Origin of the sequence: Erwinia oleae (assembly GCF_000770305.1) — a bacterium.
Classification (GTDB): Bacteria; Pseudomonadota; Gammaproteobacteria; order Enterobacterales; family Enterobacteriaceae; genus Erwinia; species Erwinia oleae.
This window is the reverse complement of sequence record NZ_JNVB01000033.1, coordinates 1-17,985: the sequence shown is the minus strand read 5'-3', so window position 1 is coordinate 17,985 and position 17,985 is coordinate 1. Positions and strand designations below refer to the sequence as shown.

15 protein-coding genes and 1 tRNA gene are annotated in these 17,985 nt (G+C 51.7%); 5 read left to right on the top strand and 11 right to left on the bottom strand.

What is annotated here, in order from left to right; genetic code table 11:
• Nucleotides 1–826 precede the first annotated feature (826 nt).
• The 4 genes from otsA to GS12_RS12100 form a co-directional block, all read right to left on the bottom strand.
• Nucleotides 827–2,239, bottom strand: coding sequence for an alpha,alpha-trehalose-phosphate synthase (otsA, locus tag GS12_RS12115; protein ID WP_034947292.1), 1,413 nt, complete (start codon nt 2,237–2,239; stop codon nt 827–829).
• Nucleotides 2,214–3,017, bottom strand: coding sequence for a trehalose-phosphatase (gene otsB / locus GS12_RS12110; protein WP_034947344.1), 804 nt, complete (start codon nt 3,015–3,017; stop codon nt 2,214–2,216). The genes otsA and otsB overlap by 26 nt, the downstream gene beginning before the upstream one ends.
• Nucleotides 3,018–3,453: 436 nt before the next feature.
• A complete protein-coding gene (locus GS12_RS12105; protein ID WP_034947289.1) occupies nt 3,454–3,756 on the bottom strand; it encodes a hypothetical protein in 303 nt (100 codons plus the stop codon).
• A gap of 318 nt (nt 3,757–4,074) precedes the next feature.
• Complete coding sequence (locus tag GS12_RS12100) at nt 4,075–4,467, bottom strand: hypothetical protein (protein ID WP_034947287.1); 393 nt, start codon at nt 4,465–4,467, stop codon at nt 4,075–4,077.
• 1,055 nt (nt 4,468–5,522) lie between these two features.
• Here GS12_RS12100 and umuD point away from each other — a divergent pair.
• Nucleotides 5,523–5,942 (top strand): translesion error-prone DNA polymerase V autoproteolytic subunit, encoded by a 420-nt coding sequence (gene umuD / locus GS12_RS12095; protein ID WP_034947284.1) that lies wholly within the window; start codon nt 5,523–5,525, stop codon nt 5,940–5,942.
• 2 nt (nt 5,943–5,944) lie between these two features.
• Entirely contained in the window at nt 5,945–7,210 is a 1,266-nt protein-coding gene (umuC, locus tag GS12_RS12090) for a translesion error-prone DNA polymerase V subunit UmuC (RefSeq protein ID WP_034947281.1), read from the top strand.
• A 15-nt stretch (nt 7,211–7,225) separates the two neighbouring features.
• On the opposite strand, the gene hemB is transcribed toward umuC, so the two are convergent.
• Complete coding sequence (gene hemB, locus GS12_RS12085) at nt 7,226–8,203, bottom strand: porphobilinogen synthase (protein ID WP_034947278.1); 978 nt, start codon at nt 8,201–8,203, stop codon at nt 7,226–7,228.
• Between the two features lie 200 nt (nt 8,204–8,403).
• Here hemB and GS12_RS12080 point away from each other — a divergent pair, with 200 nt between their 5' ends.
• Nucleotides 8,404–9,753, top strand: a complete 1,350-nt coding sequence (locus GS12_RS12080; protein WP_034947275.1) for a cation:proton antiporter — start codon at nt 8,404–8,406, stop codon at nt 9,751–9,753.
• Between the two features lie 21 nt (nt 9,754–9,774).
• Here the strand turns inward: GS12_RS12080 and GS12_RS12075 are convergent, their stop codons facing one another.
• Nucleotides 9,775–11,064 (bottom strand): flippase, encoded by a 1,290-nt coding sequence (locus tag GS12_RS12075; protein ID WP_034915544.1) that lies wholly within the window; start codon nt 11,062–11,064, stop codon nt 9,775–9,777.
• The gene (locus GS12_RS12070; protein WP_034947272.1) at nt 11,064–12,056 is read right to left on the bottom strand and encodes a glycosyltransferase; all 993 of its coding nucleotides are present in this window, start codon (nt 12,054–12,056) and stop codon (nt 11,064–11,066) included. The genes GS12_RS12075 and GS12_RS12070 overlap by 1 nt, the downstream gene beginning before the upstream one ends.
• Nucleotides 12,057–12,879: 823 nt before the next feature.
• Here GS12_RS12070 and GS12_RS12065 point away from each other — a divergent pair.
• The gene (locus tag GS12_RS12065; RefSeq protein WP_034915549.1) at nt 12,880–13,767 is read left to right on the top strand and encodes a DMT family transporter; all 888 of its coding nucleotides are present in this window, start codon (nt 12,880–12,882) and stop codon (nt 13,765–13,767) included.
• A 16-nt stretch (nt 13,768–13,783) separates the two neighbouring features.
• On the opposite strand, the gene GS12_RS12060 is transcribed toward GS12_RS12065, so the two are convergent.
• The 3 genes from GS12_RS12060 to ghrA are packed head-to-tail and all read right to left on the bottom strand — an operon-like array spanning nt 13,784 to nt 16,091.
• Complete coding sequence (locus tag GS12_RS12060; protein WP_034915551.1) at nt 13,784–14,335, bottom strand: TorD/DmsD family molecular chaperone; 552 nt, start codon at nt 14,333–14,335, stop codon at nt 13,784–13,786.
• A gap of 33 nt (nt 14,336–14,368) precedes the next feature.
• A complete protein-coding gene (locus tag GS12_RS12055) occupies nt 14,369–15,106 on the bottom strand; it encodes a phosphatase (RefSeq protein WP_034915553.1) in 738 nt (245 codons plus the stop codon).
• A 43-nt stretch (nt 15,107–15,149) separates the two neighbouring features.
• Nucleotides 15,150–16,091 carry a glyoxylate/hydroxypyruvate reductase GhrA gene (gene ghrA / locus GS12_RS12050; RefSeq protein WP_034947269.1) on the bottom strand — a complete coding sequence of 314 codons (942 nt, stop codon included), beginning with the start codon at nt 16,089–16,091 and terminating at the stop codon, nt 15,150–15,152.
• A 197-nt stretch (nt 16,092–16,288) separates the two neighbouring features.
• On the opposite strand from ghrA, the gene GS12_RS12045 reads away from it, so the two are divergent.
• Nucleotides 16,289–16,376 (top strand) — tRNA-Ser (locus GS12_RS12045).
• A gap of 601 nt (nt 16,377–16,977) precedes the next feature.
• On the opposite strand, the gene phoA is transcribed toward GS12_RS12045, so the two are convergent.
• On the bottom strand, nt 16,978–17,985 hold a 1,008-nt coding region (gene phoA, locus GS12_RS12040; protein ID WP_034947266.1), incomplete at its 5' end, for an alkaline phosphatase.

Here is a 17,985-nt window from a genome sequence, read left to right as displayed (position 1 = left end):
GTTCACGAAGCTATCAACACCCCAGAGGTGCATCCAGAAAGTAGTCATTACTCATTTTGCCAGGTGCTGCTCCTGAAAACCGTGTTTCTTCCGTGACGTTTTCCGAATCGCTTTAAGAAAGTTTTAGGACAATTCCGAAAACAAGGCAACTCTAATCGCTCTTATTTCGACATACAACGAGAGCCAAGCGCAATTTTAGATAAAGTGTGATCTACATCACACTTTTTTGGCATTTTCTTTAAAAAAACCCTTCAGACACGCTGTTGGTTAGTTCACTAACTAATCAATCAGGCCCTTTTTTTGTTAAAATTTTACATTCATGACGCTTTACCCTCTAAAAAAGGTCTCTTATCGGGCGATTGATAGATAAAAAAACAAAAAAAAGATAAAAATTAGCATATTTACCTGAAAATATATCAAAAATTCAGCATAAACTATCATTGAATACCCTGAAGGCAAGATGTTATGAACGTTACCATCTGTAATGGTATTGCAAGGTAACGATGATAAAAATGTGACATAACGCAGATTTTTTTCATGAAGTGAAAAGCTTTTGTAAGGACAGGCGGGGGAGTGTTTCGTTAAGAACAAAATTGCAACATGTATCCACATTAAAGATGTGAATGTTTTTATTGGTTTTTTGAATTTGACCGGTAATTATCGGCCTGGCCGCGATTTTCTTCAGTCAAAAATGGTTTTTTGTGGTTTTTTTATTTTTTTTGGCCCTTTTTGATGGATTTATCCTCATAAAGAGCCAATGAAATGATAAAAAAAAGGGCGATCCACGATCGCCCTTTGTCAAAGTTGGCCTGAATTTTGCTAAAAGTTATCGTGTCGCCATCTCACCGTTTTTCGGTTCAGCCCGCGGCGTGACGGCCAGCAGATCTTTCAGATAGCTCTCCCGCCAGTGCGTGATGTCGTTTTTACGCAGCACCGCCATTAAATCGTTGTAGCGAGACACGCGTTCGCTGTGCGGCATGGTCAGCGCTTTATCCAGCGCAGCAGCCACATCATCGCGATCGTAAGGATTAACGATAAGCGCCGCAGTCATTTCGTTAGCGGCCCCGGCGAAGCGGGACAGGATCAGCACGCCGGGATCGTCAGGATTTTGCGCCGCGATATACTCTTTCGCTACCAGATTCATGCCATCCCGCAGTGGCGTTACCAGCCCGATATCAGTCAGGCGGAAAATTTTCATCAGCAGCCGCCGGTCGAAATGCTGGTTAAGGTAGTAGAGCGGCGTCCAGCCAAGCGTGCCGTATTTGCCATTGATGCGCCCTGCTTCCGTCTCAAGCTGGTGACGAATGTCCTGGTAAGCCTGCACGTCACCGCGTGAGGTCGGCGCAATCTGTGAGTAACGGATTTTCCCGCGATGCTGCGGATAGTTTTCCAGTAGCGCTTCATAGGCAAGAAAGCGTTCCGGCAGCCCTTTGGAATAGTCCAGTCGTTCGCAGGCGATAATGTTCTTCGCATCGCCCAGATCTTTCTTCATGGCCGCCATTTTGGGCGGTAGCGGGCCTTCAGCCATCTCTTTGATGCTGTCTGGCTCAATCCCGATGGGATAGACTTCAGTGGTGAAATGATGACCAAACGCGTAGTGTTTTTTGTCGTCGCTTTCCACTTCCGTTAACAATGACAGACACTCAATAAAGGCGACGCGATCGCTTTCGGTCTGAAAGCCCAACAGATCGTAGTCGCACAGCATCTCCAGCAGCTCATTATGCGGCGGCAGCGCATTGAATATTTCCGGCGTGGGGAAAGGAATATGCAGGAAGAAACCGATGCGGTTCTGTACACCCAACTTGCGTAGCGCTGCGGCAAACGGCAGCAGGTGATAGTCGTGGATCCACAGAACGTCGTCAGGCTTCAGCAGCGGTACAAGACGCTTTGCCAGTAGGGTGTTGACGTGGCAATAACCGTCCCAGGCTTCCCGCTGGAAGTTAACCAAATCCAGTCGGTAGTGAAACGCTGGCCAGATAACGGCATTAGAGAATTGCAGATAATAGAGATCATAATCATTCTGGTTCAGGCCAAAAGAGGCGTAGGTCACGTTGTCCTGTTCGAACAGGTTCATTTCCTCGTCATCTTCGCCTATTTCGTTGATTTCGCCGTTCCAGCCAAACCATAGCCCTCCCGTGGTCTTCAGCGCGTCCATAATGCCGACGGTGAGCCCGCCCGCGCTGGTTTTTGAACCATCCGGGACAGCGATGCGGTTAGATACGACTACTAAACGACTCATAACCTTGACTCCTTACCGACGATGTTTTGTCTTTATTTAGTTGTAATAGTATTTGTTCAAGCCAGTGATACACGGCGTTGACATCTGCCAGGCGCAGGCCCGCCAGCGTTTCGCCCTCACCCACTTTTACTGAGATACCCTCCATGGCATTGACCGCTTTAAATCCTGCTTCATCGGTCAAATCATCACCAATAAATACCGGAGTGCGTCCGGCAAACGGCGGCAGTTGCATAAATGCCGCAATCGCCGCACCTTTATTAACGCCCTTTGGTTTCAGCTCCACCACGCATTTACCGGGTTGGAGCGTCAGTACAGGGAAGCGTTTTACCATCTCTTCGGCCAGCGCCAGCACCGCCTGCTGGTAGTGTTCAGCCTGACGGTAATGCAGCGCAAATGCCATACCTTTGCTCTCAAGGTGGGTACCCGGCATTGCGGCAACCCCTTGTTCTAACAATACAATAAGTTCACGGGTAACCGTTTCGGGCAGGGCGATTTTTTCTGTTTTACCTGCCGGATCGCGGCGCTCGGCACCATGCACGCCCGCCAGCGGAACACGAAGCGGCGCGGCCAGCGCATCCAGCTCGTCCATCGGGCGCCCGGAAACCAGCGCCAGCGCGCCCTCGCTGATTGCAGCAAGGCGTTGCAGATTTGTCACCACGTCCTCAGGGATAAACACCTCTTCCGGTCGTGGCTGGATGGCGGCAAGGGTGCCGTCAACGTCAAAAAAGAAAGCGTAACGGCCATCCTGCGCAAGCGGGAATGCGGCATTTTTTTGCATATTCACACTGTTCCTCCTGAATGTCGGGGCCGTGAAGACGCGTTAAACGCGGCGGCAACGTGAAGATGAGCGACGTTCATCGCGTGCAGGGGATGATTCAGGCTACCGCAACGGGATCGCGTAGAAGTGTTACCGCAGTTAAAGAGAAAGGATGATATGGGAAGAAAGCGCGTATCAGATTTCATTGTCTTGCGGATCGTTTCCTTCTCTCGTTTGGGCCTACGGTTTGTTTACGCTTCAGGCCCGTGCTGTTGCCACCCGCGTCAACGCATCAGCTCCAAGTATAGTCTGAAAACCCCTTTTTGCCAGGCGAGGCGGCATTCCCGCGCCTGCCGTGAGGGAGGACAAGCATTGCCCGCACCTGGTGATAAAAACATAAGAAAAGGATGAAACAGGCGGAATTCATTCAGAAAAATCTGTAACAATGAGCCTCTGATTACTTATTCGCCGGTTCAAACAGAGGGCGCTTTGCCGGTGTTATCCTGGCTTTCTGACGTTCAGCGAGTTTCTTTTCCTTTTCATCAAGGTAAGCATTAAGGCGGGTAAGCGGCGCGCGCTGCGAACAGGCTACACGCGCGGCAGATGATGGCAGCGTGCCTGCCGGTCTGGCAATAACCGCCGGAGCTGTCGGGTGCCGGACAGGCGCAGTCCTGCCCGGACAGTCCGTATGATGAGTGGCGCTGGCTGAGAATGCCAGGCAAACAGAGGCGGCGACAAGTAGCACAATTCCTTTATGCATTTTTTTCCCTGAAGTAAACAGTGCGGATAACATCTTTACCGTAGCGGGGTTCTGTGACCCGTCACGCCGGATTAAATATTAATATCCATATTTTTGCTACGAGGTTTTTTTGGGTCAGGATTAAACAGGTAATAACGCTCAAAAAAAGTAAAAAGTTATACATTTGTCTCCCCTGTTTCCAGTGAATAGTGATGATAAATGACGCTAAATCTTTCTTTTCATATTCACAGCCATTTTTTCGGCAGCGCGTAAAAACCGATAAAAGAGGCAGAAAAAAAACAGGCTCTGATTTGGTTGCACTCTACCTGATTGTGCGATCTAACTGTTTTTGTTTACGGTGAAATAGTACGGTCTGATCATGTCCGGTTTCAAAATATGCCCTTTCATTTCGAACGTTTCGATTCGCATAATAAAATCGTGATCGACGCCAAGGGAAGCCAGGCGGAATTTTAATGCCTGCATAACCTGCCATAGTCGTTGGCTGGAGGATTTTAAACCATGAAGATCCCATACATTATACAGTAACTCTTCACTGGTAATGATTTTCCCATTGGCATTCTGTAGCAGATAAAGGAACAGCCTTAACATGGTTTCACGGAGAACATAGTAGCGCACCGCTCTTTTTTTTGCGTCAAAGCTAATCAGTTTCTTACATGAAATGTCCAACTGAACATTATTTCCTATATAATATCCAATGAGCACTTTTTCCATACACTTCCTCGTTAACCGGATAAATATGAACTCTCTCTCAATCGCTGATTTCGGCGAGCTGCTATAATATCTTCTGTTGCGAAAAAATGAATGAAATAAGCGCAGCGGTAAATCATCAAAAGAATATTCGCCTCAGTACTTAAAAAACAACCTATCTGACTGTCTTTCCTGCTAACTTCTTGCTTGCGATAACACTTCAGCAACAACCCTTTCTTTTGAAAGAGAGAAACACATACATAATGTCATAAAGATTTTATTCTTTATTTTAATTTCACACAAAACTTTCATCTGAAAGCCAGCGCGAATTCAGCCAGCTTACACTGGCGCTCCTCGTTTATAACGTCGCCACTGGCATTAAAACAACCTTAATCGTTTTATTAAAACATCATCGTGATAAATATCTTACGTTAAGCCATTAATCCGTTAAACAGCGGTCGGTCTGGCCGATCAGGATGGGATGTTCTGTGTAAGCTATATACGATGCAAAGCGGACAGGAGGAGTGCATTTATGCTGTTCGTTGTCAAAATAGTTGACGTATTATTGCGCTTGTATTTCTGGTTGGTATTCTATTTTGATTAGAAAACTTAGCGGAATTGTGAATAATAATGGAGAAAGGTATAGTGAAATTGGATTTATCGCCAGCAAGCGAGCATCGGCGCCGCGCGCAGATCATCCACGTTTTAAGTAGCTCTCTGCGTGGAGATAAATGCCATTATTATTTTATTAATAAACGAATTAATTTTGCGTCTTCCGACGATGCGACAGCCCCATAGCCGGGCCGGGTTTGCTCTGCTGATCGCTGCGTGTGTAGTGAAAAGCCTGTTTCCGCAGTGTCATTCTCTGGCATGTGTAAAATAGCGGCTGTCATGCGTTATGCAGGATAAGGGCATTGAGCAGGCAACCCGGCGCGTTTATAAGATAAGGCCGCACGCCGCTTTTTAAATTTCCTTTTGTCTCAGGCAGTTTCAAGAAATTTCCACGAGATGGCTTGATCGTTCACGCAACTTGCGGATACTGTATATACATACAGCAACTTTTTCAGGAATCCTCAACCATGAACCTCTCCCGTCCGGCAGTGATATACGAAGCGTTATCGTTGCCCCTTTTCGTCGAGCGCGTTGCCTGTGGCTTTCCCAGTCCGGCTCAGGATTACGTTGAGGAGAGGCTGGATCTCAATAAACTGGTCATTAAACATCCCAGCGCAACCTATTTCGTTAAGGTCAGCGGCGACTCAATGAGCGGCGCTGGCATCGGCGATGGCGACCTGCTGGTGGTGGATCGTTCGCTTTCCGCCACGCATGGCGATATCGTCGTGGCGGCGGTAGCAGGAGAGTTTACCGTTAAAGAGCTGCGCACCCGCCCTTTTCTGCAACTGATACCGCATAACGTTAATTATCAGCCGATTTCATTTCACAACGAGGAAGAGCTGGTTATTTTTGGCGTGGTCACCTTTACGTTAAAATCGAACAGATAATTATGTTTGCGCTGATTGACGTAAACAGTTTTTATACCTCCTGCGAAACGGTTTTCCGCCCTGATTTATGGGGAAAACCCATTGTTGTCGTTTCCAACAACGACGGTTGCATTATTTCGCGCTCCGCAGAGGCCAAAGCGCTGGGCATTCCTATGGCCGCGCCCTATTTTAAAATTAAAGAGCAGCTACGGCGCCAGCAGGTTCAGGTTTTTAGCTCCAATTACACGCTTTACGCCGACATGAGCCATCGCGTCATGACTATTCTGGATGAGATGACCACGCGACTGGAAATATATTCCATTGATGAAGCCTTCATAGACCTCTCCGGTATTCGGGGAGATGCCGCGCTTGAAGAATATGGTCGTGAAATTCGTCAGAAAATTCTCCAGTACACCGGATTGACGGTGGGCGTCGGTATCGCGCCAACCAAAACGCTCGCCAAACTCGCCAATCATGCCGCAAAGAAATGGTCGCAAACGCAGGGCGTGGTCGTGCTGTCCCGGCCGGAACGTCAGCGCAAGCTTCTGGCGCTGACGCCCGTGGAAGAAATCTGGGGCGTCGGGCGTCGCATCAGCAAGAGGCTGAATCTGCTGGGCATCGAAACTGCACTCCACCTGGCCGACTGTTCGAGCTGGGTTATCCGTAAACATTTTAACGTTGTGCTGGAAAGAACCGCCCGCGAGTTAGGCGGCGAGACATGCCTTGAAATGGAAGAGTATCCCCCCACCAAACAGCAGATCGTCTGTAGCCGATCTTTTGGTCATCGCATTACGCAGTATGGCGATATGCACCAGGCGGTCTGCGCCTACGCCGAGCGCGCGGCGGAGAAGCTGCGTCTTGAGCACCAGTTTTGCCGCTTCGTCAGCGTATTTATCCGTACCAGCCCGCACGGCAACGAAAGCGAAGCCTTCTATAACAATCAGGCCGGCGGTCGGCTGATGATGCCTTCTAACGATACGCGCGACATTCTTCGCCTCGCCATCGAGGCGCTGGATCGTATCTGGGTGGAAGGTCATCGCTATATGAAAGCCGGCGTGATGTTGGGCGATTTTTACAGTCAGGGCGTGGTGCAGCTTAATCTGTTTGATGAACACCAGCCGCGCGCCAACAGCGCGGCGCTGATGGCGGTGGTTGATGGTCTGAACAAGTCCGGCAATGCAAAAATCTGGTTTGCCGGACAGGGCATTCAAAAAAGCTGGGCGATGAAGCGGGAGATGCTCTCGCCCGCGTGGACGACTCGCTATGAAGATTTACCCAGGGTGACATAGCGAAAGGCTGAACATCTACAGCAGATTTTTTTCGGCCAGATCCAGCGCGAAGTAGCTGAAAATCAGATCGGCACCGGCCCGTTTGATCGCCCCCAGGCTCTCCAGAACGACGTCACGCTCGCTGACGGCGCCGGCCTGCGCAGCAAATTTAATCATCGCGTACTCGCCGCTCACCTGATAGGCCGCCAGCGGCAGTTCGGTACGCTCGCGCACGTCACGAATGATATCCAGATAGGCACCTGCCGGTTTAACCATCAGCGCATCCGCGCCCTCCCCCTGATCGATCAGCGATTCACGGATCGCCTCGCGACGGTTCATCGGGTTCATCTGGTACGTTTTGCGATCGCCTTTCAGCGAAGTGCCCGCCGCCTCGCGGAACGGCCCATAGAAAGAAGAAGCAAACTTGGTGGAGTAAGACATGATCGCCGTATCGGTAAAACCCGCCTCGTCCAGCGCCCGGCGAATGGCCGCCACCTGACCGTCCATAGCGGCGGAAGGCGCGATAAAGTCGGCGCCCGCCCGCGCGGCGGCGACGGCCTGACGGCCAAGGTTAGCCAGCGTGGCGTCATTATCCACCACGTCGCCATGCAGTACGCCGCAGTGACCGTGCGAGGTATATTCACAGAAACAGGTATCGGACATCACGATCATTTCCGGCACCGTATCCTTACAAATACGCGACATACGGGAAACCAGCCCGTTATCCTGCCAGGTGTCGCTGCCGTCCGCGTCGGTATGGTGAGAGATACCGAAAGTCATGACCGAACGGATACCCGCCCTGGCGATACGCTCAATTTCAAACGCCAGGCGTTTTTCTGGAATGCGCATCACACCGGGCATCGCCTGAATCGCTTTGTAATCATCAAGGTCTTCCTCAACGAAAATGGGCAGCGCCAGATCGTTGATACTGAGGGACGTTTCCTGAAAAAGAGAGCGGAGTGAAGGCGACTGGCGTAAACGCCTTGGGCGTTGAATAAGCGAATAGCTGGACAAAACAACCTCGAATTAACGGTTATTACCGCTGATGCGGCAGGAAAAACGGAATGGTTAACACTATACCTCTGTGCCTCTTGTGACAATCGTTGCCGACATGGGACGCACAGAATGGTCAATATAATTGACCAGACAGATATTCGGTGGCCTTACCCATTACCGTCCATACTTAATGTACTGATTATTACAGAGGAGTCGCAATGGGTTTTCTTGGCTGGACGGCCGCAACGGGCGGGCTGTTATTACTTATGTCTCTGGCATCGGGCTGGATCAATCGTGGCCCGATAACCACCTTCGCTCTTTATCTGTTGGCCGGTATTATTTGTGGCCCGTGGATTCTGGATCTGCTGCGTATTGATATCGCCGCCCATGCCGAACTGTCAAAAAATCTGACCGAAATTGCCATGGCCGCCTCGCTGTTTATTACCGGCCTCAAACTACGACTACCGCTGCGAAGCCGGGGCTGGCGGATCGGCGTACGGCTCGCCTTTCCGGGCATGCTGCTGACGGTGGGCGGCGTGACGCTGGCCGCGCACTATCTCATCCACTTCTCCTGGCCAATATCGCTGGCCTTTGGCGCCATTGTGGCGCCGACCGATCCGGTGCTGGCGAGCCTGATCTCCGTTAACGACGCGCGCGACGACGACGATCTGCGCGTATCGCTCTCCAGCGAAGCAGGCATGAATGACGGCAGCGCGTTGCCGCTGCTGATGCTGGCGGCGCTCTGGCTGTCGGCAGGCAGCGATCTGTCGCTGCCTGCGCTGGGCCACTGGGCGTTAGTCGATGTGCTGTGGGCGATTGCCGGCGGAACGGGCATTGGTTTTTTACTGGGACGCTTCGTCGGCCAGTTTGCCACGCATTTACGCCACACTCATCAGGACGTGGCGCCCAATGACTTTCTGGCGCTGGCGCTGATCGCCCTGAGCTACGCGCTGGCGCAGTCGCTGGACGCCTCTGGTTTTCTGGCCGCCTTCGCCGCGGGCGTAGGGCTGCGCCGCGCGGAGATGCGGGTGACTAATCGCCAGCCGGCAGATGATTTCACCGACAGCAACAATCGCCCCCCGGCCGAAGTCATGGTTAATCCGCATATTCGTCACGGTGAGGGCGAAGCGAATCCGGCCAGCGTGGTCGGGCTGGTGGTCGGCGATGCCCTCTCCTTTGGCGATACGGTTGAGCGCATTTTTGCTGCGGCGATTATTATTGTGCTGGGCGTGACGCTGGCCCACCACTGGGACCCGGCGGGCCTGCTGATGGCGGCGCTGCTGTTTGTCGTTATTCGCCCGCTGTCGGTGTGGATCGCTACCGCTGGCGCTGGCGCGCCGCATAAGCAGCGTCTGATTCTGGGCTGGTTGGGCATTCGCGGCATCGGCAGCATCAACTATATTGCCTGGGCCTATACGAACGGCATGGTGGGTGATGAAATGACGCGCATGGCTAACGTTGCGTTTACGCTGATCGTCGCCAGCGTTATCGTGCACGGCATTTCGGTAACGCCCCTGCTCAGCTGGCGGCAAAGAAAACTGGAGGCGCGACAGCGCAACGCGCGCTGACCGTTCCTCCATGGCTTTCGCTTACGATAGCTTCGCGGCGTCAATATCTTGCTTAAGCAGATAGGGTTTTAACAGATCGTTTTTGACCATGACGCGCAGTATGCCTAAAAACACCAGAAACTCCGAAAACACCAGTGAGCCTGCGGCGCCAATGGCGCCCAGCTTCCACGCCATCAGGCAGCAAACAGGCACGTTAATCATGCCGACAATAAACATGACGTGCATACGCTGGCGGGCCAGCCCGTGCGGAATAAGGATCTGCAACCCTGCCGGATAGCTGACGTTGCCAAAAATAAATCCGCACACCACCACTCTGAGCACATTCGCCGACTGATGATAGTCCGCACCAAGCAAAATTCGCACAATATAGTCGGCAAACAACAGCGTGAAAATGACAATAAACAGGCTCATCAAAAAGGAAAAGGTGATGCTTTTCCGTGTCGCATTGATGGCTGCGGTGGGATCTTTATGTAGCAGATAACTTACGCGTGGGAAAAACGCATTTCCAACCTGTTCAGGCAGCGAATTAGCCGCTTTTTTCAGGCGATCGGCGCCGTTATAGAGCCCGACCATATAGGTGGAAGTCACGCTGGCCAGGATCAGCACGTTAACGTTGTTAAAGAGATTTGCCCCGGCGATCGCCAGGAACACGTCGAAACTGTCTCTGATGCGCTGCACGATCTCTTTCGGATCAAAACGATATGCGCCGATAATACGCATATTAATGACGAACCACAGCGTGATCGCGGCGGAAATGAACGCCACAACGCCAGGAATAAGCGCAGCAAGCCAGGTATCGTCCGGCGATTTTACCAGCAAGAACGTTAGCGGAATGGAGCAAAACTGGCCGATCGTCGAGATGACCGCCGTTTTCCCGAGCTTTTCAAACCCCTGCATCAGCCAGCCAAATGAAAGTAGCTGACCAAAGAGCACGGTTGAGTTCGCCAGCACAATGTAGAACAGGCTGTGCCAGCGCGGATTAAACCACGTGGCCAGCAGCAGGATCGTTAAGGAGAAAGCGCCAAGCAGAAGCTTGGCATTAAACGTCGACCAGAAAAGCTGCGTCACTTTTTCCCGATTTTCACGGTGCTGCGCAATGTCTTTGGTGGTATAGACGTTAAAGCCCCAGTCTGAAATGGTGCTACAGTACATCACGCAGGCCAGCCCCAGCGCCAGCAGCCCCATGTGCTCTACCCCTAAAATACGCGCAAGGTAGGGCAGCGTAATCAGCGGAAAAAGGAAAGTCGTTCCACGGTAGGCCAGCAGCGAAAGTACATTTATCAGCAAACTTCTATCAACGACTTTAGCCATCAGACTTCAACCTTAACCTTGTCATTATTCGTCAGATTGCGCAGACGCAGCCTGATCATCAGCAGATTAGAATATAATTCCGGCTCTCTTAACAGCAGCCATCTGGTTGGTGTGCCGGGTTTCAGATTTTTCCCGAAATATTTAATGGCTGATATCATATAAATCGGCACGTTACGGTTATCAGCAATGCATAAGTTTATCATCAGCCTGAACGAATGAATCAGATAAAGTCGTCTCAGCTCACAGTGGGACGGTGTATTCTCCGTCAACGCGCGCAATTTCTCATAAGATGTAATAAAAGCGTTATAGCGTTCGCGAAAGAAATTTTCGCTTTTTACACTATTTGTCAGCGAGCCATTTCTGATCCGCTGTTTATAATAGAGGCGTGAGGAGACATACGCACTACGGGCCCGCATAAACGCTTCGAGCGTAAAAACATGATCTTCATGCAGTCGGTTAATATATTTCATTTGATACTGCTCAATGACGTGCTTTTTCAATACGTAATTCCATGTTGCAGACGTATAAGAGCCAGAGCGCAAAAGCGAAGCAAAGACCTTTTGTGGATGAAGAACACCTGTATCAATATGTCGAACCTTGGGATACGTTTTATCAGGATTAGTATCCTCGAACATTAATGAGTTAAAGCAAAACATCTCCATATCCGGATAACGGGCAGCGGCCTCACTCAGCTCAACAAAAAGTCCGTCACACACAATATCATCAGGATCACAACAGAAGATAAAATCGCCCTGCGCCATGCTGATGCCCGTATCACGCGCATTCCCCAGCCCGCCATTAGGGATGGTGACGATATTAACGTTATCCAGGTGTGCGTACTTATTTTCTACCAGCGCCAGCGTATTGTCCGTTGAACCATCGTTAATAACGATCAGTTCATTCGGAGACGGTATTTGTTGTAACAAAGAGTCAATACATTCAACAATATAATTCCCGACATTATAGGCAGGCACGATCACGGAAAGAAGCATAATTTTTTTCGCAAGGAGATATCGTGAAAGCAAATTATCAGGACGCCTGCATTAATGAAATTAAATTATTTCGTAAAAAATAAAACTAACACAGACAGCCCGCCAATAATGGTAATTAACAGATCCTTTTTTAATTTAACCTCTCCCCCATCATCATCAATTAGCTTTTAAGTAACATAACGGTTTCGAAACAACGCGAAATATCAATATATCAACTCCGCTTCTGGACGCCTGAACGCGGCAGGTTTACGAACAGATCCGACCCATTTTGATGAAGTTTCAGTAGCTGGAAATGAGTATAATGCGATTAGTCCTAATGGCGAAAGGCGTCATCAAAGGTGCATCATGAGGTTTATCTTATTTCACGCAGCGCATGAAAAATATTTCAAAAAGGAATGGATTGTTTTGTAATGCATTACTCTTTTTTTTAACAAACGCGTTTATTGCGGCAAGAGCATACTTTTTTCAATGTTGATGCTTTTACTCTACCGGGAATGAATTTCTTTTCGTAAATAAACCTGCTTCAGACAGGTTTTTTTCAGTCATTGGGCGAGCCTGGTTTTTCACCCTTTATGATAAAGCAGCGGAAAACACATTGAAGATGGTTAACTATTGCTCAGGGCGCGCAAGGCTGGCCGGGAAAACACCTTAAGAGATCGACGTCTCATAAAATGAGTCTTCCGGCCTCAGATGAACGCAAAAACGCGTGCATAAAATCAGACTTTACGGATTGGAGGGAAGAAAAAAATTACCCGCGCCCGTCAAATTGAGGCGAATTCATGCCATCATTATCGGGTGATTTACGTATTTGAAGGACTGCTTTGTGGCACTGCGTCATTTTTTTCTGATTTTACTGGTGGTGACGGTATGGGCATTCAACAACGTCGCCGTCAAATGGGGGCTGCTCGATCTTCCTCCGCTGTTCCTTACGCTGATGCGCTTTATCGTCGTTGCGCTGATCCTCGTTCCTTTTACCCGCGTAACCCGAGCGCAGCTTCGCTATCTGGTGCCGCTGGCTTTTACCTTTGGCTTTATGCACTTTTCCCTGCTTTTTGTCGGTATGAAATACACTGATGCCGGCACCGGCGCCATTGTTGTGCAGTTGGGAACGCCGTTTGCCATGCTGCTGGCAAGCGTGGTGCTGAAAGAGAAGCTGACGCTAATACAGATGACAGGGATTTCGATTTCGCTGACTGGCGTGGTGGTGCTGGCGGGAAGCCCCACCATTCCCGCCTGGTGGGTGCTCTGTCTGCTGCTGTGCAGCGCAGCGGGATGGGCGATCAGCAATCTGATTGTGAAGAAGTCGCCGGATATTAAGCCACTGGCAATGACCGGCTGGCTCTCCTTCCTGGCCATCCCGATAGTGGGTCTGGCTTCAGCCATGCTGGAAACCAACCAGATAGAGAGCCTGATCCATGCAACATGGCGAGGCTGGTTCGGCATTCTTTACAGCGCCATCTGCTCTTCTATCGTCGCCTATTCGCTGTGGTATGCGCTGCTGCGCAGCTATAACGTCAACCTGATTATGCCCTACTCGCTGCTGACGCCGGTGCTGGCGGTGATCATGGGCGTTACGGTGCTTGGCGACAGCATGAACACCTTTAAAATTGTCGGTTCGCTACTGGTCGTGGCAGGCACGGCCATTGCGGTTATCAATCTGCGAAATCTGCGCGCGCATGCGCGCCTGCCTAAATTCCGCCGTTTACGCTAATGACCGTGGTGGCAGATTAAGGCTGCTCTTCTTCCAGTTCGTCACGCATTGCCTGAAGCGCTTCGCGGCTCAGCGCTGCCAGCGTACGGTAAAAGTCACTGGTGGCATGAGCTTCAACCTTGCCGAGAAACTGACCGCACCACGGCATAAGATAGCGGTCAAACAGCGTAATCTGCGCGTCAGACTCATCGGCTTCAGACTGATCTTCCAGCCATGATGAAGCAAGAAGCAGCACGCCGAAGTGATCCGCTGGCGCATCGCTAAGCGGCATACCGCGACTTTGCAGAAAGTTGCGCACGTCACTCTCCTGCGGGCCATTTTCCCACTGAGAGCCATATGGCGGTACTTTGCACTCCGGGCCGACAAACAGCGCGTTGTAGTCGGCAGCGAGCGCGAGCGGATCGCTGTTCTGTTGCAAACGCGTCAGCAGCTCTTCCTGTTCCAGCGGCCACTGCTGCTGGAGTTTACCTTCGCGCAGTACGGCGAAAAGCGGCATAAGTAGGGGATCCTGCGGCTGGCGGTTGTACAAAGAACCCAGGATACGGCAGATGATCGAAAATTCATTCATGAGGTCATTCCAGTCAGGACATAAGTGACAACGTCACATGTCAGCAAATTCAGCAATCGTCTTGCCGGTGCGTAATGCTAAAAAATCCAGCAGACGGCGCGGCGTGACATTTAATATGCGATCTTCCGGGAAATCCACCTCTTTTGCGATTCGAAGGCAATGTTCGAAGTTTCCGAGCGTAAATGCAGTATGCGAATCCGACCCGAAAGCGATACGTCCGCCCGCGTCGCGAACCGCTTTCGCAATGGCGCGGCAGTTTGGTTCACTTCCCGGACGTGAGTGAGTAAATGAGGAGTTGTTCAGCTCCAGTGCCACATCGTATCTGGCCGCCGCTTCAGCAATCGCGAGAATATCAACCGGGAATTTCGGGTTGCCGGGATGGCTGATAATGTGCACGTTGCCGCTGGCCATTGCGGCGATCATCGCTTCTGTATGAGTGGCTTTATCACGCGGCGGAAAAACCGGCTCATGAAACCCGGCAACGACGATATCTACCGCATCCATCATCGGCCCGGTACAGTCAATTTCGCCGTCGATATTTTTGATATTGGCTTCAATACCGCGCAGGACGCCGATGCCATCTACCACCCGCGGCCAGACGCGCATGTTTACAAAATGCCAGTAGTGCGGCGCATCGGCCATATCAGGGCCGTGGTCGGTAATCGCCAGCAGTCGGATGCCGCAGGTCTGTGCCTGAAGCACATAGTCGCGCAGCGTGCTGTAGGCATGAGTGCTGGCGACGGTGTGCATATGAAGGTCAACGGGGTACATATTTTTCTCCTTAATTCGCTCAGGCATGAACCACCCTGAACCGTTAATAACCGCGAGTGAGATCCACCCGACCGGTTGGCATTTCACCCACCTCGCGCAGCCGGATGGCGTTGGCAATATAATCCATAGCATCGTCGGGCAAGGTGACAGCCGCATTATGCGGCGTGATGGCGATGGCCGGATGTTGCCAGAATGGATGATTTGCATTCAGCGGTTCTTCAATGAAGACATCCAGCGCTGCGGCCTTCACCTCGCCTGCGGCGATAGCGGCCAGCAGATCGTCTTCCCGCAGATGCGCTCCGCGCGCAATGTTAAGAATATACGCGCCGCGCTTTAGCTGGCACATCATCTGGCGGTTAATGATACCAATGGTTTGCGGCGTGTTGGGCAGCAGGTTAATCAAAACCTGCGTTCCTGCAAGAAACTCACTCAGTTGCGCCTCACCGTGAAAGCTGGTGATGGCTGGCAACTGTTTAGGTGTCCGGCTCCAGCAGCGCACCGGGAATCCCCACGCAGTCAGGCAATCGGCCACGCTCCGCCCCAGCACGCCGGCACCCAGGATGCCAACGGTGAAATCCTCGCGTGGCGTATCAGGCAGCGGGTGCCACAGCGCCCGGTCTTTTTGCTGTTGATAGTCGCCAAAACGGCGGTACCAACCAAGTACATGATAGAGCGCATATTCCTGCATCTGGCGCGCCATACCGGTATCTTCCAGCCTGAAGAGCGGCACATCCGGCGCCAGCATGGCGGGATAGCGACGCAGTTGTTCAAGAATATCGTCCACGCCCGCCGCCAGCGAGAAAACGCCCTTCAGCGCCGTACGTCCGGCAAGCATTTCTGTCGGCGGCTGGCGGATCAGGGCGTAGTCCGCGTGGCGGTTATCGCCAGGCGTCCATATACGAATGCGCGCATCGGGTAGCCGCCGTTGCAGACCGGTGGTCCATCTGTCGGGTTCAGCGGACGGATGATAAAAAATGATATCCACATTTCTCTCCTGTTTTGTTTAAGGCTCACGGAAATCTCTGCCGCTGGCAAGCAAAAAGCACGGAAAGACGAGGTGATGTTTTTTGCGACACTTTGCTGAAAAACTGACTAAGTGCGTGAACAAAGCGAGAAAGAGTATTGACCGCAGGGCGCCTTTTACCTACATTAGCGGCCGACGTCATAGTAGTGATGTCATACGGTGAGGTGTCCGAGTGGCTGAAGGAGCACGCCTGGAAAGTGTGTATACGGCAACGTATCGGGGGTTCGAATCCCCCTCTCACCGCCATATTTACAGAGAAAGCCTGAATTAACGTTCAGGCTTTTTTGTTGCATACTCCGCCATGAGAGGGGTGATGAGAACCCCCGCCGGGGTTCGACAGCCGGCGACAGCCGGATGGACAGACCGCAAGCGCAGCGCGCGGGCTGCCTTTAGTGTGAGCGAAGCGAATCAATCCCCCTCTCACCGCCATATTTACAGAGAAAGCCTGAATTAACGTTCAGGCTTTTTTGTTGCATATTCCTCAGTGAGAGGGGTGATGAGAACCCCCGCCGGGGTTTGACAGCCGGCGACAACCGGATGGACAGACTGCAAGCGCAGCGCGCGGGCTGCCTTTAGTGTGAGCGAAGCGAATCAATCCCCCTCTCACCGCCATATTTAATGAGAAAGCCTGAATTAACGTTCAGGCTTTTTTGTTGCATATCCCCCCATGAGAGGGGTGATGAGAACCCCCGCCGGGGTTTGACAGCCGGCGACAGCCGGATGGACAGACCGCAAGCGCAGCGCGCGGGCTGCCTTTAGTGTGAGCGAAGCGAATCAATCCCCCTCTCACCGCCATATTTACAGAGAAAGCCTGAATTAACGTTCAGGCTTTTTTATTGCTAACCTTCTACTGATTAATGTCCATTGCCGCGCGCATGGTATAGAACAGGTCGGTTTGGTCGGTCAGCCCAACCACATTCGCTGCGTGTGGGCCATAGGCAGCGATACGTAGCTGGGTGCCGGTATGCCCCTGAGAATCCTCTTCAGAATTGCCGTAGCTGATGGTCATCAGGCCGCCCTCTTTGGTATTGAGCGTCTGCGTCAGGCCTGGCGCTTTGCTGTCGTTGGCCACGATTTGGCTGGAGTGCGCATGATCGGCGGTAACAATTACCAGGGTGTTGCCCTCTCTCCGGGCGAATTCCAGCGCTTTTTGCACGGCCTCGTCCAGGTCAACGGTTTCACCAATCTGCCCGCAGGGATTAGCGGCATGATCCTGCTTATCAATGGACGCGCCTTCTACCTGAAGGAAAAAGCCGTTGGCATTTTTGCTCAGAAGCTGAATTGCTTTATCGGTCATCTGCGCCAGGGTCGGCGTGGAAGCCGGTCGTTCAGCGTTAACTTCACAGCTTACGGGTTTGCCCTCAAGATTACCGTGATAGCTCGCCTTTGGCCCTTTCCAGCGCACCGGCATGTTGCCATCCGCAAAGAGGCCGAGCACAGGTTTGTCCTGATTGGCGACGGTGATCCCATTCAGACCGTCAAGATCGCTGATAAGCTGATAACCGCGCGCTTTGGCCTGCTCCTCCAGCGTCCTGCCCTGCCATTCACCCGCTTTCGCTTTTTCGCTGAAGGTTTTACCCCCGCCGCCTAAAGTTACATCGGCGCGAGCATTCAGAAGCTGTTCAGCGATCGATCCTTTGCCGTTCTTCTCCAGGGCATTTGTTGCACAGACGTCACTGGTTTTTTCCGGGCCGTAGCATTTCCGCGACGTCACATGAGCGATCTGCGCAGCGGGCGTGGCGTCTTCCAGTTCGGCGGTAGAAACGTTACCGGTCGCTTTACCCGCCGCTTTCGCCATCTCAAGGATCGTCTGATGATCTTTACCGTTCACATCAACGCCGATGGCACCGTTATA

What these genes read in the sequence shown, in the direction of transcription:
- GS12_RS12060 (WP_034915551.1), bottom strand. Translation starts at nt 14,335, where the DNA reads ATGAATGAATTTTCGATCATCTGCCGTATCCTGGGTTCTTTGTACAAC.
- GS12_RS12105 (WP_034947289.1), bottom strand. Translation starts at nt 3,756, where the DNA reads ATGCATAAAGGAATTGTGCTACTTGTCGCCGCCTCTGTTTGCCTGGCA.
- GS12_RS12055 (WP_034915553.1), bottom strand. Translation starts at nt 15,106, where the DNA reads ATGTACCCCGTTGACCTTCATATGCACACCGTCGCCAGCACTCATGCC.
- GS12_RS12100 (WP_034947287.1), bottom strand. Translation starts at nt 4,467, where the DNA reads ATGGAAAAAGTGCTCATTGGATATTATATAGGAAATAATGTTCAGTTG.
- umuD (WP_034947284.1), top strand. Translation starts at nt 5,523, where the DNA reads ATGAACCTCTCCCGTCCGGCAGTGATATACGAAGCGTTATCGTTGCCC.
- umuC (WP_034947281.1), top strand. Translation starts at nt 5,945, where the DNA reads ATGTTTGCGCTGATTGACGTAAACAGTTTTTATACCTCCTGCGAAACG.
- otsA (WP_034947292.1), bottom strand. Translation starts at nt 2,239, where the DNA reads ATGAGTCGTTTAGTAGTCGTATCTAACCGCATCGCTGTCCCGGATGGT.
- GS12_RS12070 (WP_034947272.1), bottom strand. Translation starts at nt 12,056, where the DNA reads ATGCTTCTTTCCGTGATCGTGCCTGCCTATAATGTCGGGAATTATATT.
- GS12_RS12075 (WP_034915544.1), bottom strand. Translation starts at nt 11,064, where the DNA reads ATGGCTAAAGTCGTTGATAGAAGTTTGCTGATAAATGTACTTTCGCTG.
- GS12_RS12080 (WP_034947275.1), top strand. Translation starts at nt 8,404, where the DNA reads ATGGGTTTTCTTGGCTGGACGGCCGCAACGGGCGGGCTGTTATTACTT.
- otsB (WP_034947344.1), bottom strand. Translation starts at nt 3,017, where the DNA reads ATGCAAAAAAATGCCGCATTCCCGCTTGCGCAGGATGGCCGTTACGCT.